This is a genomic window from Myxococcus stipitatus DSM 14675, assembly GCF_000331735.1.
Lineage (GTDB): Bacteria > Myxococcota > Myxococcia > Myxococcales > Myxococcaceae > Myxococcus > Myxococcus stipitatus.
The window spans coordinates 10212570-10230835 of sequence record NC_020126.1; the positions used below are offsets into that span (position 1 = coordinate 10212570).

The window sequence follows — 18266 nt, forward strand, 5'->3', positions numbered from 1 at the left end:
GAGTCGGGCTCAACCTCGCGTCACTTCGCGGGGCCCGCTCCCACCGCCTCCATGTTGAGCAGGTGGTTCATCCGATAGGCGGCCTGGGCTCCCGCGGCCGCGGACACCAGCGCGCCCTGCAACCGGGTGGTGAGGTCTCCCGCCGCGAAGACGCCCGGGAGGGAGGTCTCCAGGGAGGCGTCCACCTTCACGAAGCCCAGCTCGTCCAACGCGAGCCCCAAGTCCTTCACCAGCGACACCTGCCGCTGCGCCGGGTGCACCACCAGGACGTCCTGCGCCACCCGAGCCCCATCCTCCAGCTCCACGGCCTCCAGCGCCTTCGCATCCGCCGAGAGCACCAGCCGTCGGACGCGGCCCTCCACGATGCGCACCTCCGCGCGGACCAGCCGCTCGCGCTGCTCGGCCGAGAGCTGGAAGCCGCCCTGGGTGTAGAGCGTGATGTTCGAGGACCAGCCCTTCAGGAAGAGGGCGAAGTCGACGTAGAGGCTCGCGTCCGCGTTGGCGAGCACACCCCAGGCGCGGTCGCGGACCTCCCACCCGTGGCAGTAGGGACACTGGAAGACCGCATGGCCCCAGAGCTCGCGGTAGCCCGGCACGTCGGGAATCTCATCCACCAGGCCGGTGGCGAGGAGCACGCGGCGGGCCTCCACCTTCACGCCGTCCGCCAGCGTCACGTGGAAGCGCGCGCCCGCACGCTGGATGCTCGCGACGCGCACGTCGCGCAGGTCGACGTCGTAGGGGCGGAGCTGCTCGCGGCCGATGGCGCGGAACTCCGAGGGCGGCAGGCCATCCCGGGTGACGAAGCCCTGCATGTGCTCCGCCCTCGCGTTGCGCGGAGTGCCCGCGTCACAGAGCAGCACGCGCTTGCGCCCACGCCCCAGCACCAGCGCGGCGCTCAAGCCCGCGGGACCTCCCCCGACAATCACCACGTCCTTCTCGAGAAAATCGCTCATGCCAGAAGAACTAAGGGGTTGGGCTCGCGCCCGGGAGAGCGCCCCTTCAGGCGGAATCGGCGCATCGGCGGATGCCGGCCTCTCTTCGCCTCCAGGCAGCCGAGGGCTCCGGCACTGCGGGCCACCTCCCGCCCACTGTTGAACAGCGAGGGCCCGCTCCTCACCTGGAGCGGACACTGCCCACACCTCCCCAGGCGGGAACTGTCCACCCAGCCACGGGGGGCGGCTTCACGAATGGACAGGAGGGTTCCTACACTCCCGGCCGGAAGCTCACGGGCCGGCTGGGCTCCCAACCCGGGAGGTATGCGATGCGATGCGCGCATCTCGCATGGACAGTCCTGCTCGCCTGCGTGGCGGCGGGCTGCTCCTCTCCAGCCGCGGCTCCCTGGGATGGGAGCTACACCGCGCTCGAGGAGTGGGGCGACTGGACGGACACCGGCCCCTTGTCCGCCTGCCGGGTGCTCGAGAGCGGCGCGGAGTGTGGGAGCGGCGACTCCTTCGACTTGTCCGCGTGCAAGCTCCGCTCGCTGGAGGGGCTGGAGCGGCAGGGCGTGTACCGCAGCGAGCTGCGCTTCGATGCCCGAGGGACGCAGGGCGTGCGCATGGCGACCCGCGGCGGAGGCTTCAAGCTGAACACCCGGGGCATTCCGGAGCAGGTCCAGGGGACGCAGGCCATCGCGGGCGTGTGGGACGCGCGGATGCTCCTCATCTCCAGCTACTCGCAGGACGAGGGCTTCTTCACCTTCGCGGGCTGCAACGCGGTGACTCCGCGCTCGCTGACGGGGTGCTTCTCGCGCTGTCGGCAGGGCGTGCTGGTGGAGTCCGGGACGTTCCGCGCCGAGCGCGTGGCCCGCTTCAAGGGCGAGCACGAAATCTCCGGCGGGATGCAGGTGGTCTCCGAGAGCCCGGTGGAGCTGGGCATGCCCGTGGACCTCCAGGTCCTCGGCGACTGGGCCTATGTCGTCTCGCAGGACAGCGCGGGGCAGGGCCCGGGGGGACTCACGGTGTTCGATGTCCACGAGCCCTCCGCGCCCGTGCAGGTGGCGCGGATGAAGCTCACGGGGGACTCCGACTGGCGCGGGGCGACGTCGCGGAACGGCGTGCTCTATGTCGCGAGCGCGAAGTCGGGCGTGGTGCTGTTCGACATCTCGCGGCCGGAGGCGCCCGTGTTCCTGCGCCGGGCGTTGGACAAGTCCGCGGGCGTGGGAATGGTGAGCGTGGACGGGGACCGGCTCTACGCGGTGGGTCTGGACGCCAAGGCCGGCACGATGATGTTCGACATCTCCACGCCCGCGGAGCCCAAGCTCCTCCAACACATTGTCTCCGGTGCTCGTTTGATGGACGAGCCCTCTTCCTCGCAGGGGCCCGTGAGCTACGAGGGGCGCCTGTATGTGAATCATCGGGGAGAGGGGTTGCAGGTCGTCGACACGCGCACGGAACCCGGGGTCCGGGTGCTGGGGCGCTACACGTATCCGCACGCCAACAGCCGCGCGAGCGCGGTGGGCACCTTCGCGGGGCGCACCGTCGCGTTCGAGAGCAGCCTGGGCGTGGGGGCTCGGCTGCGCGTGCTGGATGTCAGCGAGCCCCTGCACATCGTGAAGATTGGGGAGTACGGCCTGCGCGCTGTCGTGTCACCGCGCGCGATGGAGCTGCGCGGCTCACGGCTGTACCTGACGTACCACCAGGAGGGGCTGCGCGTGCTCGACGTGAGCAACCCCACGCTGCCGCGCGAGGTGGCGTACTTCAACAGCTTCCGCGAGACGGACGCGGGACGCGGGGACACACTGGAGGAGGGCGCCACCGGCCTCCAGGTGCCCGGGGATGGCCATGTCTACATCGTGGACACGGCCCGCGGGCTCATCGTGCTGACGGAACCACCGCCGCCGTGAGTCAGAGGCTCTGGAGGAAGGCCCTGAGCGGATCGAAAACAGGATGGGCCGGGTCGATGCCCTGTGGCTCTGTCAGTGCCTGGTAGAACCGGAGCGGGGACGGGAGCATCGAGAGGTAGGCGCTGAGCCACCCTTTGTCCCTGAGCGCCTGGGTGGGTTGAGGCGCGCCCGAACAGGCCACGAACGTGTTCACACACTGGGCCAGTTGCGGACTCCGGACCGCCTGCATGCAGAGCTTCTCGATGCTGCCGATCTGCTGGCCGTCTGGCGCGATGAACACTCCCAGCTTGCGCGGTTGCCCCGCCAACGCACCGTGAACGGTAGGCGTTCCTGGAGCCGCTCCCAGAATCTGTAGGACTTGCTGAGCAAGGGACTGCGCCTTGCTCGTGTCATCTTCCATGTCGAACAGGACGCCCACGCTGCGCGCATGACTGAAGCTCGGGGCCATGGTGGCGAGCCTGGCGAGGCTGGGCAGGTCTTCGCGCCCTTGCGCCTTCCAGGCCACCAAGCCGGCCCAGGTGGTCGGGCCCGCGACGGCCTCACAGAGCCGGAGTTCGTCGCCCCCTTCGACGAGCAACAAGCCAAACGGCTTCGTTGGGAATTGTGGATTCGGGGTGCGACTCATCCACGAATCTCCACGCCCATCCGCGACGCGGCTTCGACCAGGTTCCGGTCGTAGACTACAGCTTTCGTCTCTCGCTTTTGCTTGTCCAAGCGAATGACACGGAGCCCCTCATCGCCACGTGCGGCGAAGGCGCGGCATGCAGCCTGGACACATTCTTCAGAATGCGTCGTCGCGAAGATTTGTGCATCTCGAAAACGAGATGCCTCCGCAATCCAGCCCCAGATGGACTCCATCGAGCTGTGGTGGATCCCATTCTCGACTTCGTCGATGCAGACCACGGAGCGCTCTGGCGAAGCCAGCGACACCGCGAGTTCAAAGATTCGCTTCGCCCCTTCGCCCATCATGCTCAGTGGGAGAAGCCCATCATGCTCGAGGTCCACAAATACCGCGGCGCGCTCTCCCGTGGGGGCCAGCAGCTCAATCCCCGAAACACGCGCATTGATGAGACGCAAGAGGTCGACAACGGTGCCGCCACGCCCTTGCTGTTTCATCCTCGACAATGCTTGAACATCCGCAGCGCCGATTCTTGGGCTCGGCCCCATCCAGCCTGATCCGCTTGCGGAAATGAGGCGTGGAACCTCGAGCTTCGTTCCATCGAAGGCAATGGAGTGTTCCCCGCGAGTTCCTCGAGTAAAATTCCATTTCAGCGCCCACGACTTCTTGGCCCCGATGAGACTGTCTATTCCTGATGGAATAGCCTGTGGGCGCGCCGACACCTTACTCATCGACAGCTCGACCTGTTCGCCCCGCTCGTTGGCTCCCTCGGCATGAAAGCCTCGTGCCGCGTCCATCTTCCTGAAGACAGGGAGCCAGAAATCGTCGAAGTCCTCCACATTGGCATCCGGATGGCGGAGCAACTGCAGCGACATCAGCACCATCCCTGCATCCTCTGGCAACCGGAGCATCTCCAGCGCCTCCATCAGCGCCGTCTTGCCACTGTCGTTCCTACCGATGATGAGGTTCACACGGCCCAGCCCCTCCACATGGAGCCGTTCGATGCCTCGGAAGTTCTCAACGGTCGCGGACGTCAACATGGCTGGACTCTTAGCAGAAGCACACCCAAGCGGGCCTCCACTCACACCTCGATGCGGTTGCGGCCGTTGGACTTCGCCCGGTGCAGCCGGACGTCCGCGGCGCGCAGCAGGTCCTCCAGGGAGCCTCCGTCCACGGGCGCCTCCGCGATGCCCACGCTCAGCGTCACGTGGAAGGACTCTCCCCCGTCGCCGTCGAAGGTCATCTGCGCCACCTCCGCCATCGTGCGCGACAGAATCGCCTTGGCGCTCGCGGCCGTCTCTCCCAACAGCCCCACCACCAGCTCCTCCCCACCCCACCGTCCGCGCACGTCCTCCCGGCGGAAGCGCGAGCCCAACAGCCGCCCCAGCCGCGCCAGCACGCGGTCTCCCGCCAGGTGCCCGTACCGGTCATTCACCTGCTTGAAGTGGTCCACGTCCAGGAAGCACAGCGCCAACGAGCGATGCTGCCGCCGCGCCTCCGACAAGCGCGCCCGCATCCCCTCGATGAATGGCTTGCGCGTCAGCAGCCCCGTCAGCGCGTCCCGCTCCACCCGCTCCTTCGACAGCCGCGCCCGCTCCAGCCGCGCCTGCACCCGCGCCCGCAGCTCCTCCCTCAACACCGGCTTGGAGATGTAGTCGTCCGCCCCCGCCTGGAACGCCGCCAGCCGAAACTCCAACCCCAGGTGCGCCGTAATCAACAACACCGGCAGGTCCTGCCACGTCGGCGTCGAGCGCAGGATGCGGCACAAATCAAACCCGCTGGGCCCCGGCATCTGCACGTCCAACAACAACAGGTCCGGCCGATGCTCCGCCAACGACTCCATCAGCCGGTGCGCATCCCCCAACCCCACCACCTCCACCTGCTCGCTCGCCAGCGCATGCACCAGCGCGGAGATGGCCTCCGGGTCGTCATCCACCACCAGCACCCGCGCCCGCTCCGGACGCCGCGCCGCCACCAGTCGCTCCGCCGCCGCCACGAAGTCCGGCCCCGTGAAGGGCCTGGGCAGGAACATCGACGCCCCCGCGTGCGCCGCCACCACCCGCTCCTCCAGCCCTCCCTTCGCGCCCGTGAACACCAACGGCAACGAGCCCAGCCCCTCCGCCGAGCGCAGCAGGTGCGCCGCCTGCACGCCCCCCATCTCGCCCCCCAGGTGCATGTGGATGACCACGCCATCCACCCACTGCTTGCGCGCCAGCGCGAGCGCCTCGTCCGCCGTGCGCGCGCACAGCACCCGCACCACGTGCGAGCGCCCCAGCCGCTCCGCCTCCGCGAGCAACTCCGCGTCCTCGTCCACCACCAGCAGCACGCCCTCCGTCGGCAACACCGCCGGGGGCAGCTCCTTGTGCACCGGCATCACCGGCACCGACGCCGTCGCCGCCAGCTCGCGGAACGCCACGTCCACCATGCCCCAGTCCAGCCGGGCCCCATCCCCCCCGGCCCGCAGCGCGTCCTCGAGCCGCCCCGCCGCCAGGCTCACCTCGGAGAAGCCATAGCTGCCCGCCGTGCCGTGCAGCTTGTGCGTGATGATGGACGCCTGCTCCAGCGACTCGCGGTTGCCCTCGCGCGCCTCGCCCAGCAGCGTCTGGAGCCCCTCCACCTTGTCCTTCAGCCGCGCGCCGTACTCCGCGTTGAGCGCCACCAGGCTCGCCGCCAGCTCGTCGCGCAGCGGGTCCACGTCCGCCAACGCCCGAGGGCCCGTCGGCGGCGGCGGCAGCTTCTTGGCGAAGAGCTGATTCACCCAGAGGAACAGCTCCTCCGGCCGGTAGGGCTTGTGGATGATGCGCGCGACCTTCAGCTGCCGCGTCAACATCTCGTGGCTCTTCAGGTCCTTCCAGAACGCCGAGGCGAACAACACCGGCAGGTCCGGCAACGTCTTGCGCAGCTCGCGAATGAAGTCCGCCCCCGTCACCCCCGGCAACAGCCCGTCCACGATGGCCGCGTCCACCGGCATCTTCGACAGCAGCGTGCGCGCCTCCGCCGCCGTGCGCGCCGCCTCCACCCGGTAGCCCTTCTCGCGCAGGAAGGCGCCGACCAGCGTCTGAAGGTCCTTGTCGTCCTCGAGGAACAGGAGCGTCTTGGCTTCATTCATGAAACGACCCTTCTCTCTGATTCGCCGTCCTTGCGCGACAGCAATTCATTCAGCAGCTCACGCACGGAGGCCACCAGCTCCTCTTCCGAGGAGCGCGCCTTGCTCAAGTGCCGCGTCATCCCCAGCGTCAGCTGCCGCTGGTCCGCGCGCGACAAGTCCCGACCCGTGAAGACGATGAGCGGCGTGGCCCGCCCACGCCCCTGGCGCAGGATGTCCACCACCTCGAACCCGTCCAACCCCGGCAACCCCACGTCCAGCACGATGAGGTCCGGCCGCGTCTCACGCGCCAGCTCCACCGCGCTCTCTCCATCCGCGGCCTCGAACACCTGCACCGCCCCCAACCGCTCCAGTCGCGCGCAGATGACCCGGCGCGTGGCCACGTCGTCATCCACCACCAACACCCGCGCCTGCCCCGGCCGCCGCATCGCGTGGCGAAGCGCGCTGAGCAGCCGCGCCTCCTCCAAGGGCTGCGAAATCCAATCCACCCACAGCGCCGCGCCCACGCCCTCGCCCACCGACGAGCGGCCCGACAGCGTCACCACCGGCAGCTCATGCGTGCGAGGCTGCTCGCGCAGGCTCCGCACCCACTCCAGCGCCTGCCCGTCCGGCATCTGCGTGTCCAACACCACCGCGTCCGGAGACGACTCCTCCAGCAGCTTCGCGGACTCGGCCAGGCTGGACGCGCGCACCACCCGGTAGCCTTCCTGCGACAGGAGCCCCCTCAACAGCGAGGACAGCTCCGCGTCCGCCGTCACCACCAGCACCGAGTGCCGCGACGCGCTCAGCGCCGCCGCCGTCACCGCCGGATGCACCCCCGACGAGGCGGAGCGCACCGCCTCCAGCGCGAAGGTGAACGTGGAGCCCTGGCCCAGCACACTCTCCACCTCGATGCCGCCCCCGTGCTGGTTCACGATGGCCTGGGAGATGGCGAGCCCCAGCCCCGTGCCGCCCTTGGAGCGCGTGTCCGAGCCGTCCAGCTGCTGGAAGCGCGCGAACAGCTTCGTGCGCTGCTCCTCGGAGATGCCCGGCCCCTGGTCCACCACGCTGAAGCGCACCTGGCCCTGCCCCTCCAGCCGCGCGTGCACCGCCACCTCCGCGCCCGCGGGAGAGAACTTCACCGCGTTGGACACCAGGTTCGTCAGCACCTGGATGAGCCTGTCCCGGTCGCCCTTCACCTTGGGCGCCGCCTCCACCACCGGGCGCAGCGACACCCCCGCCGCGTCCGCCATGCCCTTCAGCCCGCTGAATGTCGCCTCCACCAGCTCATGCACGTCCAGCGTGGCCAGCTTCAGCTCCAGCTTGCCCGCCTCCATCTTCTCCAGGTCGAGGATGTCGTTGATGAGCCGGATGAGGCGCTCGGTGTTCGTGCGCGCGATGCGCACCATGTCCAGCGCCTCGGCCGGAATCTCCCCGACGATGCCGCCCTCCAAGAGGCCCAGGGAGCCTCGGATGGACGTGAGCGGCGTGCGCAGCTCATGGCTCACCGTGGAGATGAACTCGTTCTTCATCCGCTCCACCTCCTTGCGCTCGGTGATGTCGCGCACGAAGGCGGTGAAGCGCGCGGGGCCCGTCCCCGGCACGCGCGCCAGCGTCAGCTCCGCGGGGAAGGTGCTCCCATCCGCGCGCAGACACGAAGACTCGAGTCGCGTGGCATGGCCCGACGTGGAGCGCAGCGCCGCGGCCACCTCCTCGCGCTGTCCGGCCGGCAGCGACGCGGGCAGCGCCAGCGAGAGGAAGTCCCGCCCCACCGCCTCCCCCGCCGTCACCCGGAACACCTGCTCCGCCATGGGGTTGAGCTCGAGCAGCCGCCCCGCCTCGTCCACCAGGACGATGCCGTCCGGCGCCGCCTCCAGGATGGCCGCCTTGCGCGCCTCCGACACGCGCTGCTCCTCGCTGGCCCGCACCAGCGCCCGCCCCCGCTCCTCCACCCGCGTCTCCAGGTCCGCGTTGAGCGTGGCCAGCTCCGCCGACGCGCGCGACAGCCGCACCAGCACCACCACCACGTACCCGCCCAACAGCAGCGACACCGCGAAGAACACGATGCGCGTGCGCTCGTTGCCGCGCTGCGCCCGCTCGTGGAGCTGGAGGAACGTGGTGACGGCCCGCTCGGCCTGGGTGCTGGCGGAGCGCTCCAGCAGCGCCTGCATCGCGACGTCCGCCTCGCGCCGCTCGCCCCGCGCCTGCGCGTCCCGAGAGCGCTCCAAGAGCGCCCGGTTGTCCTCCAGCGCGCGCAGGTACGACTCCAGCGAGGCGTGCATCACCCGCTGCTCCTCGTCCGAGAGGAAGGACGGCAGCTCCCGCAGCGCCTGCGCGCGCGCCTCGAGGGCGTCGAAGGCGGAAGCGTCCGAGCCATGCAGCTCCGGCAGCCCCAGGCGGGAGCGCAGCGCGTCCTGCTCCAGCTCCGCGCTGGCCTGACGCAGCTGCTGCAGCCGCGTGCGGTAGCCGTCGTTCTGCGCCATCTCCCACGGACGGCCCACGACGAACAGGCCACACAGCATCAGCAGCGCCCCCACCGCCAGCGCCACCGAGCGCTTGGACAGGCGCGTCTGCCTCATCCCGGCACCAGCTTGCGGATCTCCTGCGGCAGCGTCATGGGGTCGAACGGCTTGCCGATGACCCCCAGCGCCCCGAGCTCCAGGTAGCGGGCCACCTCCTGCTTCTGCACCTTCGCCGTCATGAAGATGATGGGCGTGGCCGCGGTGGCGGGCTGCTCGCGCAGCTTCGCGAAGGTGGTGGGCCCATCCATGCCGGGCATCATCACGTCCAGGAGGATGAGGTCGGGCTGCTCCGCGGCCGCCTTGGTCAGCGCCTCGTTCCCGGACGCGGCCAGCACCGTCTCCCACCCGCCGACACGACCCAGACTCAGCTTGCCGATGGCGCGAATGTCTTCTTCATCGTCCACCAGCATCACCTTGCGCAGCGTCGTCATGGGGGGCACATCTCCGAGTCAGGGGGCGTGTGACTTCAACACGCGGCCCCACCCCATTCCCAGCCCCCCGCCGAGCGCCTAGCCCGTCTTGCGACGCTTCATCGCGCGCAGGGGCCTGGCCGGAGCGGCCGGAGGCATGACCGAGACGACGGCGTTCACCACGCGCGAGACGGCGCGGAGCTGCGAGGGCTGGAGGTCCCGCAGCTTGCGCGTCATGCGCCGCAGCTCCAGCGGGTCTTCCCGCTCCGGCTTGCGTGGCGTGACGGGCGTCACCGAGGCACCGCCCCGGCCCACGCCCAGCAGCGTATCCGAGGACACCTGGAGCACGTCACACAGCCGCTTCAGCGTTTGCGTACGAGGCAACATTCGCCCCCGCTCCAGCCGGCTGTAGACCTCCATGGCCATGCCCACACGCTCCGCCACGTCGCTCTGGGTCAGGCCCAAACGCAGGCGAGCAACACGCGCGGCACCACCCAGGATGGCCGCGAGCTTGTGGTCAACGGGCTCACGCATGATGGACGGAGCGTCGCACGGCCCCGGAGTGACGCAAGTTTCCCGTCCCCGAGTCCCAGGGCCCACGCGCCAGGGGAGGCCTCCCCCGCGTCAGCGGCGCAACAATCCCAGGGCCCCCTGGACCACCTGCGTCACGGAGCGGAGCTCCCCCGGCCCCAGCGCCCGCAGGACGCGCACCAGGCGGCGCAGGCCGGGAGGGTCCTCCGCCCGAGGCACCACCGCGGGGGCCACCTCCCGGGGCGGCGGCTCCCCCAGCCCCAGCAGCACGTTGGCGTCGATGCCCAACACCTGACACAGCCGCCGCAGCGTGGTGACGCTGGGCAACACCCGGCCCCGCTCCATGCGGCTGTAGACGTCCATCGCGATGCCCACGCGCTCGGCCACGTCCGCCTGGGTCAACCCCAGCCGAGACCGCGCCTCCCTCGCCGCCTTGCCCACGGTGCTGGCCAATTCCTCATTCATCGTCGTCGAGCCTCTTCACGGTCTCCCTGCCACGTCCCCCGACCGGTTGCCTACCCCACGAGGCACGAGACTACCCCAAATGATGGCAGACATGTTAAGGACCTCGTGGGTTGAGTATCCATGACATGTGTGGACATTCGCGCTGAAGCGCCCGTCGGGCTTCAACCTTGAAGGTCCTTCGTCTCATCTCCCTCCTCTGGAGGGGTGGGGCGACCAGGGGAGGAGGGACGATGAACGACCTTGATGCGATGCACCCTTTGTTGCTCCAGCCCTCGGAGGAGCTGGGAGCGCTGCGCATCATCCGGAGGCTGGCGACCGGTGGTTACGGCACCATCTTCCTGGCGGAGACCGAGACGCGCGGCACGGTGGCGCTGAAGTTCGCGCTGGAGGGCCCCTCCGAGAATGACGATGGCCGGGTGGATGCCCGCACGCGCCGGGAGGCCGGGCTGCTGCTCCACCTGGCCCACCCCAATGTCGTGGAGCTGCTGGGCTACCGCCGCTGGCCCGACGCGCACCACGGCTACCTCTACCTCATCATGGACTACGTGGAGGGCCCCACCCTGTCCCAGTGGGCCATCACGCCGCAGGCCACCCCGCGCCGGGCCACGGAGGTGTTCGCCTCGCTGGCCCTCACGCTGGACGCCATCCACCGCGCGGGCGTGGTCCATCGCGACCTCAAGGGGACCAACATCATCGTCCGGGCCTCGGACGGGCAGCCGGTGCTGGTGGACTTCGGTTCGGGGGACCACGCGTGCGCGCCGGCCCTCACGGAGGATCGCCTTCCTCCGGGGACGCCCAGCTACCGGAGCCCGGAGGCGCTGCGCTTCTGGCTGGGGACGCGCACGCCGGGCTCGCGCTACCGCTTCGTGCCCACCGATGACCTGTATTCGCTGGGGCTCGCCTTCCACGAGGTGCTCACGGGCACCCTGCCCTACCCCACCCACCTGCCGCCTTCCGCGCTGCTGGCCACCATCGAGTCCGCCCAGCTCAAGCCCCCGTCCGCCCTCAACCCCCACGTCCCTCCCGCGCTGGATGGCATCGTGCTGCGCCTGCTCAGCAAGTTCGCCGCGGGCCGTCACCCCAACGGGGCGGAGCTGTGCGAGGCGCTCACCCTGGCGCTGCGCCAGGCGGATGAGCGCTGGGACGTCCCCCTGTTTCCACCCCGCCCCCTCCACGAGGCCGTCACCGAGGAGGACGAGTCCCTCTTCGACGGCGACGAGGACGGACGCGAGATGCGCCAGTGGATGCGCTGGCCGGACCAGCCGGGCTCGGTGGTGGAGCCGGACGCGGGCCCGGCGGTGACACCCTCCACCCAGCCCGCACCGGTTCCACCGCACACCCTGGCCGCGTGGGTGTCCTGGCTGCGCCGGCGGCTGGACGTGCTGCGCGCCGCGCTCCGGGGCTGGAAGAAGCCTCGGGAGTAGCCCCGGGCCGCGGCCTTCCCCCCTCAACCCCAGAAGTCCATTCACTGACACTCAATCTCTGACATTCCAACCGCCTTGCCTTTCGTGTTACCTCAGGCATCCACCCACCCTCACCCAACATCCCAGGTTCTAAAACAGACCATGACGACGCCCGATACGACGACGGAGGATCCCCCCGGAGGGCAGCGACGGCCCCGGGTGCTGTTCAACGTGGGCGGCACGGTGTTCGAGTTCGTCCGCAAGCTGGAGGTCCGCTCCACCGGAGAGCTGCTGATGCTGGTGCGGCGGCGCTACCGCGACGGCCAGAGCGGCCTGGTGGTGGTGAAGCGGCTGCGCAGCCCCGCCACCTTCGTGGAGCGGCGCAGGCTGGTGGAGGAGGTCAGCCTGACGTTCCGCCTCAAGCACCCCAACATCGCGCAGGTGCACCAGATCAAGCTGTACCGAGGCTCTCCCCACGTGGTGATGGAGTACGTGGAGGGGCGCTCCCTGGACACGCTGCTCAACCTGGCGGCGATGCGGCGCAGGCCCATGACGGCCTCGCTGGCCGCGTTCGTGACGGCGGAGGTGGCGGAGGCGCTCCACCATGCCCACGGCATGGTGGATGACTGGAACCGGCCGCTGGGCATCGTCCACCGCGACGTGAGCCCTCGGAACATCCGCGTGGGGACCCACGGCGACGTGAAGCTGACGAACTTCACCGCCGCCTCGTCGCGGATGCCGGGGCGCGAGCTGACCAGCCGCCCGCTGGTGAAGGGCGACGTCGCGTATGCGTCGCCGGAGATGATGCTGCGCGAGCCGGTGGATGCGCGCTCCGACATCTTCTCCCTGGGGCTGGTGCTGCTGGAGCTCCTCACCGGGCGGCACCCGCTGTCGCTGGAGGAGTCGGAGCCCCCGCCCCTCCCGGAGGGCCTGACGCTGGAGGCCCAGGGGCCCACCTGGATGCCCGTGGAGGAGGTGGCGGCGCGGATGCTGAGCCTGACGCCCGAGCAGGTGGCTCGGCTGGTCGCGGGCATCCCGGAGGGGCTGGCGGCGGTGGTGCGGCGAGCGCTGCGTCGCGACCCCGCCGAGCGGTTCCAGTCCGCCGAGGAGATGGGCTCCGTGCTGCGAGGCTGGCTGCGCGTCCAGGCCCCCAGCGGCCACGGGCGGCACGAGACGGCCGAGGAGGTGGCCCGCGTGGCCGTGGAGGCCACCCTGCGCCGCAACCAGGCGGAGCTGCTCGAAGGGGGCCTGCACCCCGAGGGCCTCACGGCGGAGGAGGCGTCCGTGTCGCTGGAGCCGGGGGCGCCCCCGTCCCCGGAGGCTCCGCCGGACACCGCGGACGCGCTGGCGCGGGAGTCCGCCCGGGTGTTCGGCGTGCCGGGGCTGCGCGGGGTGACGCACTCGCGCGCGGGGGAGGACGGGCCTCGGAACACGGACGTGGAGGTGGAGGTGGAGGTGGAGCCCGAGGAGGACCCGGAGGACCCCTCCGAAATCTAGGCCCGCTCGCCTGCCTTCCCATTTTCGGTGGCTGGGTTGCGGCGGGCATTCCCCGTCACGACCGTAGTCAGGCGGAGGATTGCATCATGGCGAAGGACCCGCGACGACAGCCCGCCCCCCAGCCCATCGAGGACTTCTACGGACGCTCCATCGCGCTCCAGGACGAGGAGCTCCCGGAGCCCCCCGAGGACGACGACGCGCCAGACACCCCCTGGCACGCGCATCCCATGAACCCCGCCGAGCGCACCCCTCGGGCGATTCTCGACGACATCCCTGACGGAGATGGCCCGCGCAGCGACGCGGGCACCAATCCGCTCCCTGACCTGTACTGGACAGCGTTCCCCGGGGCCCTGGAGGAAGAGAAGGATTGAGGGCCGCGGGGACCTTCCACGTCCCCTGGCTCGAGCCCGTCCGCGCGCCCTGGCGCCCTCGCGGACGGGCAACCTGGCGGCGTGTGAGCGGGCCTCCGGGCCCCGGGACTCGCCGCCATCCGCGCCGTCCCGCTGCTCGACCCGCCGTGTGACGTCTCATCCGTCGCGTGCGACCTCCGCGCGGATGGACGGGCGCTGTTTTCAATCACTCACGCGGCCAATCGCATGTCAGCCCCCCTCTGTAGTGTGTGCTCATTCGCCAGCATCCAGGGGGAGGAACTCCATGGCGGAAGTGCGTGAACTGCCGCGTGTGTCCGTGAACAAGCTGGGTGAGTACCTCATCGCCACCCCGGCTCGTCGCAAGCGCATCATCTACGACCAGAAGCACCCACCCGAGCAGCAGTACCTGCGCTACCCCGAGGCGTCCCACGCGATTACCGACTTCCTGTGTCGCGACCTGGACCCGGCCATCCTCCGCGAGCACCAGCGGCGCTTCGCGTGCAGCGTGCCGCAGTCGGAGTTCGAGGCGCAGCGGCTGCATCTGTGCTCGGAGGCGCTGGAGCGCTTCGCGGACCTGGCGCCCTGGCTGGGGCTGGAGGACACCATCGTCAGCGCCGTGGGTGCGGAGCCTCCCGTGCTGGAGATGGCGGGGGTCACCATCAGCGTGCGTCCGGAGGTCGTCCTCCAGCGGATGGACCGGAACGGCAATCCGCGCGTGGGGTTGATGAAGCTCTACTTCTCCAAGCACCACCCGTTGGATGAGCGCTCCGGGCAGTACATCGGGACGATGTTGCAGCGCTTCGCGGAGCAGCACTTGTGCCAGCTCGGTCCTTCGGACCACCGCATGGTGCAGGTGGTGGATGTGTTCGCGGGGACCATCTTCACGGCGCCGCGGGCTCACATCCGCCGGCTGAGCGACGTGGTGCTCGCGTGCGAGGAGATTGCGGAGCGGTGGGCGGTGCACTGATTCAGGGGTGAAGCCAGACGTGCGGTGGGTTGTCTGGCTGGTTTCGTGGCGGTGCGTGTTTCGTGGCGCGGGTTGAACCTGCCAGGCGTCCTGCCGGGCATGGCGGTGTGGGTTGGTGGTGGGCGAGGGCATCGCCAGCCTTGAGGGCATGGCTCAGCGAAGCATGGACAGCGGTGGGGATGAGCGGCGCGGGGCCTTGCGGCCTGAGCTCGGCCTCGAGACGGTGCGGCCGGCCGACGCGGCGCCTCCTGGCTCGCGCGAGCGGGGTGAGTCGGATGTGTCGGGGTGGAATCCCGCGCGGGATGAGCTGTCGTCCGTGCGCGAGGGGCGGTTCCATCGTGCGGCGACGCTGCGCATGGCGCAGGTGCGCACGGACGTGGATGACCGCGACGTGGCTCGGAGCGATGCCGAGTGGGCCACGGGCGGCGTCGGACGCGGCCCCTATGGGCGGGATGACCGGGATGACCGGTACGCCACGGGCATCGGTCCTCGGCGGAGCATGGGGGACCAGGACCACGAGCTGGCGCCTCAGCCGGCGGAGTATCGGGCGTGGGACCGCACGGGGTATGGCGGTGAGCGGCCGGTTCGAGGGGAGGGAGTGGCGGCTCGGGAGCTCCGGCCCGCGCAGTCTCGGGCGCCGTCTTCGGAGCGGAGCTGGCACCGGGAGCCGCTGACGGCGCGTGAGGTGATGACTCGCGAGGTCCGCACGGCGCGTCGGGACAGCTCGCTGCGGGAGGTGGCTCGGCTGATGCGGGAAGAGGACCGAGGCATCATTCCCGTCGTCGATGAGCGCGGGCGGCTCGTGGGGCTCGTCACGGACCGGGACCTCGCCTTGCGTGCCTTCGCGGGGGGACAGCCTCCCGAGCAGCTCCGGGTCTCGGATGTGATGACGGAGGATATCGACGCCGTCACGCTGGATGAGCCGCTGCTCGCGGCCCTGGCGCTCATGACGCGCCGGCAGCTTCGCCGCATCCCGGTCATCGAGCACGATGACCGCCTCGTGGGGGTGCTGTCGTTGAGCGACATCGCGGAGCGTGCTGATACGGACGAGGAGCTTCAGCGCGCGCTGGCGCGCATCTCCTCTCGGCGCTCGTTCTGGACGCGACTGCGTTGAGGGAGTGAGGGGCCGCGCCTCGGCGACCGCGGTGCTGCCGTCGCTCGCGCTGGAGGCGAGCGACGCTGCGTCACCCGGGAGCTGGCCAGCTGATATGTGCTGGCCCGCTCCACGGATGGGGTTGGGCGGGACTCCCGCAGGTTCGTGAAAGTGAGCCTGCGGGATTGAGTTCAGGGACGAGGTGGCGGGGGCATGTACAGCTCCACCGCATTGAGCTCCGGATCTAGTTCGCTATTCCCCAGCCCACCCGTGACGAGCACATTGCCCGAGCGGAGCAACGTGGCCCGATGGAAGGCCCGCTTGTTGAGCATCGCGGCACCTGGAGGGCTCCAGCCAGCTCCCGGGCTATAGATTTGAACTACATCCAAGGAGTCCATGATTCCTTTCGTCCCCCCGGCCACCAGCACATCCCCTGAGTCAAGAAGCGTCGCGGTATGGTGGGAACGAGGCACGTTCAATGTGCCCGCACTCGCCCAGTTCGACCCCAGGCTGTTCTCAGAGAGGATATCCGTTTCGGCCCAGTAGACCGTCAACGCCGCGTTCACCGACCCAGCCACGAGTATCTCGCCATTGTTCAACCGGGTGACGGAGTGTCCAACGCGAGGAACCTGGGAGGTTGCGGCAATCGCTGTCCAGGATTTGGTGCTGTGTTGATACAAATCCGAGGTCGTCACCCCCGCGGACCCACCCACAGCCAACACCCGATCACCGCTTATCTCCGTGGCAACAACCCTGTGACGCCCAGCTGGCAGAGTGCCCCGGGTGGACCACTTGTTCAATTCCGGGTCGTAGACCTCCACGGATTCGACGCTGGCGGTTTCAGCCGTTCCACCTCCGATGACCAGGACTTCGCCAGAGGCGGACAACCGCACCGCATCGTGGCCATAGCGCTCAGTGGATAGGGGCGCAGCCTCTGACCAAGAGCCACCGTTCGCGGGGTCATACAGCTCAACGCTCTTCAAAGGCTGCCCGCTCGCATTGTTCCCACCCACAATCAAGACCTTGCCATTTCCCAACAAGGTCGCGGTGTGCCGAGCCCGAGCAACTTTCAGATAGCCAGCACGGGTCCACAGGTTCAGAGCCGGGTCGAAGATTTCGGCACTCTGAATCACGGGCCCCGAAACGTTCAGGGACGAGCTCCCACCTACCACCAGGACCTTGCCGTCCTTCAAGCGGGTGGCCGTGTGAAAAGCTCGCGCATCCTTCATCGAGGCGCGTGGGTTCCAACCTAGATTCAGGGGGCCTAGATCCGGCGGGCCTGAATCAGGATCTTCAACACCACCTCCGTCCGGGTCCGGCTCCTGACCTCCGTCCGGGTCCGGCTCCTGACCTCCGTCCGGCCGTGGGGTCTGACCCGCGTCACCCGCGTCACCCGCGTCCGCCGCCCCTTCCCTGCATCGCTCGGGGTTGTCCTTGCAAAACCCCTTCTTCGCCTCATCCACATCGAGGCACCCACCCAGCTGAAGCCCCACCACCGCCATCACCGCCATCACCGCTCGAATGCCCAGCTTCACGGCCACCTCCCGCTCACAAAGGCAGACGTTCCATCCGTCCCCACCGAGAGCATGGGAGGCTCCTCGGGCCCGCCCAGCAGATACATCCCCGCGGCCACCCCCAACCCCACCGCGCTCCCCACGAACAAGCCCACGCCCACCGACTGCATGGAGCGCGCGCGCCTGGCCACCGCCTCTGCCTCTTCCACCGACGCGAGCTTCGAGGACGGCCCCAGCTTCCCCTTCTCGCTCGAGGCGAGGAGCCACATCACCCCGCCCCCCGCCGCCAACGCGCCCCCCGCGACGGCCGGAATCCACGCCCTCTGCCGCATCGACTTCTCCACCACCGGTGGAGGAAGCGGCGGCGTCAGCGGATTCACGAGGTCCTTCTTCTCCGCCTGCTTCGGCTCAGGCGGAGGCGGGGGCTTCGGGTACTCCCCTCGTCGGGCCAGCTCCTTCTGGACCTTGGCGCGCACCTGCTCGAAGCGCTTCTTCAGCTTGGGCGACACATTCAAGGGCAGCTCAGCGTCCGGCTGCAGGAAGAGCGCGGACTTGAACGCCGCCTCCGCATCCTCCTGCCGCCCCTTGCTCAGCTCCGCCAGGACGACGCCCTCATACAGGGACACGGCCACGTCATCCTCGGGCCCCTGCGAGACCTTCTTCACACGGGCGATCTGCTCCAACGCACGCTCGTACGCGAGGTCATCAATCAATCGGTGGATGGAGAGCAGGTAACGCCGCACATCGGCGGAGACCTCTGCCCTCACGCCCAGGGGCAATAACAGCACCCCCAGCAGCAACCCCACTCCCCAGGCATTCCTGCACTGGGAGAGTTTTTCGGTCATTCCGGTAGTTGGCATGGATTCCATCTTTCTTGGAGATCCATGCTCGATTTCCGGGAGGCGTACAAGAGCCGCACCGTGTCCTCGACGCCAGTGAAAGCGTCA

16 protein-coding genes are annotated in these 18266 nt (G+C 69.4%); 6 read left to right on the forward strand and 10 right to left on the reverse strand.

Features of this window, described 5'->3' with window-relative positions; genetic code table 11:
* Positions 1–20 precede the first annotated feature (20 nt).
* A complete protein-coding gene (locus MYSTI_RS39785) occupies positions 21–953 on the reverse strand; it encodes an NAD(P)/FAD-dependent oxidoreductase (RefSeq protein WP_015353543.1) in 933 nt (310 codons plus the stop codon).
* Between the two features lie 308 nt (positions 954–1261).
* On the opposite strand from MYSTI_RS39785, the gene MYSTI_RS39790 reads away from it, so the two are divergent.
* Positions 1262–2842, forward strand: coding sequence for an LVIVD repeat-containing protein (locus MYSTI_RS39790; RefSeq protein WP_015353544.1), 1581 nt, complete (start codon positions 1262–1264; stop codon positions 2840–2842).
* A 1-nt stretch (position 2843) separates the two neighbouring features.
* Here MYSTI_RS39790 and MYSTI_RS39795 read toward each other — a convergent pair whose 3' ends face one another.
* The 7 genes from MYSTI_RS39795 to MYSTI_RS39825 all read right to left on the reverse strand — a co-directional run bounded on the left by MYSTI_RS39795 (position 2844) and on the right by MYSTI_RS39825 (position 10474).
* Positions 2844–3467 carry a DUF3226 domain-containing protein gene (locus MYSTI_RS39795; protein ID WP_015353545.1) on the reverse strand — a complete coding sequence of 208 codons (624 nt, stop codon included), beginning with the start codon at positions 3465–3467 and terminating at the stop codon, positions 2844–2846.
* Positions 3464–4501 carry an AAA family ATPase gene (locus MYSTI_RS39800; protein WP_015353546.1) on the reverse strand — a complete coding sequence of 346 codons (1038 nt, stop codon included), beginning with the start codon at positions 4499–4501 and terminating at the stop codon, positions 3464–3466. Before MYSTI_RS39800 ends, MYSTI_RS39795 begins: the two co-directional genes overlap by 4 nt.
* A 41-nt stretch (positions 4502–4542) precedes the next feature.
* The gene (locus MYSTI_RS39805; protein ID WP_015353547.1) at positions 4543–6570 is read right to left on the reverse strand and encodes a response regulator; all 2028 of its coding nucleotides are present in this window, start codon (positions 6568–6570) and stop codon (positions 4543–4545) included.
* A complete protein-coding gene (locus MYSTI_RS45505) occupies positions 6567–9125 on the reverse strand; it encodes a response regulator (RefSeq protein WP_015353548.1) in 2559 nt (852 codons plus the stop codon). The genes MYSTI_RS39805 and MYSTI_RS45505 overlap by 4 nt, the downstream gene beginning before the upstream one ends.
* On the reverse strand, positions 9122–9499 hold the full coding sequence (locus MYSTI_RS39815) for a response regulator (RefSeq protein ID WP_015353549.1): 378 nt from the start codon (positions 9497–9499) through the stop codon (positions 9122–9124). Before MYSTI_RS39815 ends, MYSTI_RS45505 begins: the two co-directional genes overlap by 4 nt.
* 78 nt (positions 9500–9577) lie before the next feature.
* Positions 9578–10012, reverse strand: coding sequence for a helix-turn-helix domain-containing protein (locus MYSTI_RS39820; RefSeq protein WP_015353550.1), 435 nt, complete (start codon positions 10010–10012; stop codon positions 9578–9580).
* A 90-nt stretch (positions 10013–10102) separates the two neighbouring features.
* On the reverse strand, positions 10103–10474 hold the full coding sequence (locus tag MYSTI_RS39825; RefSeq protein WP_015353551.1) for a type II toxin-antitoxin system RelB family anti-toxin: 372 nt from the start codon (positions 10472–10474) through the stop codon (positions 10103–10105).
* Positions 10475–10704: 230 nt separating this feature from the next.
* Between MYSTI_RS39825 and MYSTI_RS39830 the strand changes: the two genes are divergently transcribed.
* The 5 genes from MYSTI_RS39830 (at position 10705) to MYSTI_RS39850 (ending at position 15826) form a co-directional block, all read left to right on the forward strand.
* Positions 10705–11898, forward strand: coding sequence for a serine/threonine-protein kinase (locus tag MYSTI_RS39830; RefSeq protein ID WP_015353552.1), 1194 nt, complete (start codon positions 10705–10707; stop codon positions 11896–11898).
* Between the two features lie 141 nt (positions 11899–12039).
* The gene (locus MYSTI_RS39835) at positions 12040–13374 is read left to right on the forward strand and encodes a serine/threonine-protein kinase (RefSeq protein ID WP_015353553.1); all 1335 of its coding nucleotides are present in this window, start codon (positions 12040–12042) and stop codon (positions 13372–13374) included.
* A gap of 86 nt (positions 13375–13460) precedes the next feature.
* Complete coding sequence (locus tag MYSTI_RS39840) at positions 13461–13745, forward strand: hypothetical protein (RefSeq protein ID WP_015353554.1); 285 nt, start codon at positions 13461–13463, stop codon at positions 13743–13745.
* A 283-nt stretch (positions 13746–14028) separates the two neighbouring features.
* The gene (locus MYSTI_RS39845; protein ID WP_015353555.1) at positions 14029–14712 is read left to right on the forward strand and encodes a hypothetical protein; all 684 of its coding nucleotides are present in this window, start codon (positions 14029–14031) and stop codon (positions 14710–14712) included.
* Positions 14713–14860: 148 nt separating this feature from the next.
* Complete coding sequence (locus MYSTI_RS39850) at positions 14861–15826, forward strand: CBS domain-containing protein (protein ID WP_044901001.1); 966 nt, start codon at positions 14861–14863, stop codon at positions 15824–15826.
* Between the two features lie 170 nt (positions 15827–15996).
* Here the strand turns inward: MYSTI_RS39850 and MYSTI_RS42520 are convergent, their stop codons facing one another.
* Positions 15997–17340: a Kelch repeat-containing protein gene (locus MYSTI_RS42520; protein ID WP_015353557.1), complete on the reverse strand. Its 1344-nt coding sequence runs from the start codon at positions 17338–17340 to the stop codon at positions 15997–15999.
* Complete coding sequence (locus MYSTI_RS39855) at positions 17337–18179, reverse strand: hypothetical protein (RefSeq protein WP_044282623.1); 843 nt, start codon at positions 18177–18179, stop codon at positions 17337–17339. The genes MYSTI_RS42520 and MYSTI_RS39855 overlap by 4 nt, the downstream gene beginning before the upstream one ends.
* Between the last annotated feature and the right edge of the window lie 87 nt (positions 18180–18266).

Excerpts from the sequence above, each read along its gene's own strand:
- MYSTI_RS45505 (WP_015353548.1), bottom strand. The coding sequence starts at position 9,125 with ATGAGGCAGACGCGCCTGTCCAAGCGCTCGGTGGCGCTGGCGGTGGGG.
- MYSTI_RS39785 (WP_015353543.1), bottom strand. The coding sequence starts at position 953 with ATGAGCGATTTTCTCGAGAAGGACGTGGTGATTGTCGGGGGAGGTCCC.
- MYSTI_RS39825 (WP_015353551.1), bottom strand. The coding sequence starts at position 10,474 with ATGAATGAGGAATTGGCCAGCACCGTGGGCAAGGCGGCGAGGGAGGCG.
- MYSTI_RS39840 (WP_015353554.1), top strand. The coding sequence starts at position 13,461 with ATGGCGAAGGACCCGCGACGACAGCCCGCCCCCCAGCCCATCGAGGAC.
- MYSTI_RS39815 (WP_015353549.1), bottom strand. The coding sequence starts at position 9,499 with ATGACGACGCTGCGCAAGGTGATGCTGGTGGACGATGAAGAAGACATT.
- MYSTI_RS39830 (WP_015353552.1), top strand. The coding sequence starts at position 10,705 with ATGAACGACCTTGATGCGATGCACCCTTTGTTGCTCCAGCCCTCGGAG.
- MYSTI_RS39805 (WP_015353547.1), bottom strand. The coding sequence starts at position 6,570 with ATGAATGAAGCCAAGACGCTCCTGTTCCTCGAGGACGACAAGGACCTT.
- MYSTI_RS39790 (WP_015353544.1), top strand. The coding sequence starts at position 1,262 with ATGCGATGCGCGCATCTCGCATGGACAGTCCTGCTCGCCTGCGTGGCG.
- MYSTI_RS39845 (WP_015353555.1), top strand. The coding sequence starts at position 14,029 with ATGGCGGAAGTGCGTGAACTGCCGCGTGTGTCCGTGAACAAGCTGGGT.
- MYSTI_RS39855 (WP_044282623.1), bottom strand. The coding sequence starts at position 18,179 with ATGCCAACTACCGGAATGACCGAAAAACTCTCCCAGTGCAGGAATGCC.
- MYSTI_RS39795 (WP_015353545.1), bottom strand. The coding sequence starts at position 3,467 with ATGAGTCGCACCCCGAATCCACAATTCCCAACGAAGCCGTTTGGCTTG.
- MYSTI_RS39835 (WP_015353553.1), top strand. The coding sequence starts at position 12,040 with ATGACGACGCCCGATACGACGACGGAGGATCCCCCCGGAGGGCAGCGA.
- MYSTI_RS39800 (WP_015353546.1), bottom strand. The coding sequence starts at position 4,501 with ATGTTGACGTCCGCGACCGTTGAGAACTTCCGAGGCATCGAACGGCTC.
- MYSTI_RS39850 (WP_044901001.1), top strand. The coding sequence starts at position 14,861 with ATGGCTCAGCGAAGCATGGACAGCGGTGGGGATGAGCGGCGCGGGGCC.
- MYSTI_RS39820 (WP_015353550.1), bottom strand. The coding sequence starts at position 10,012 with ATGCGTGAGCCCGTTGACCACAAGCTCGCGGCCATCCTGGGTGGTGCC.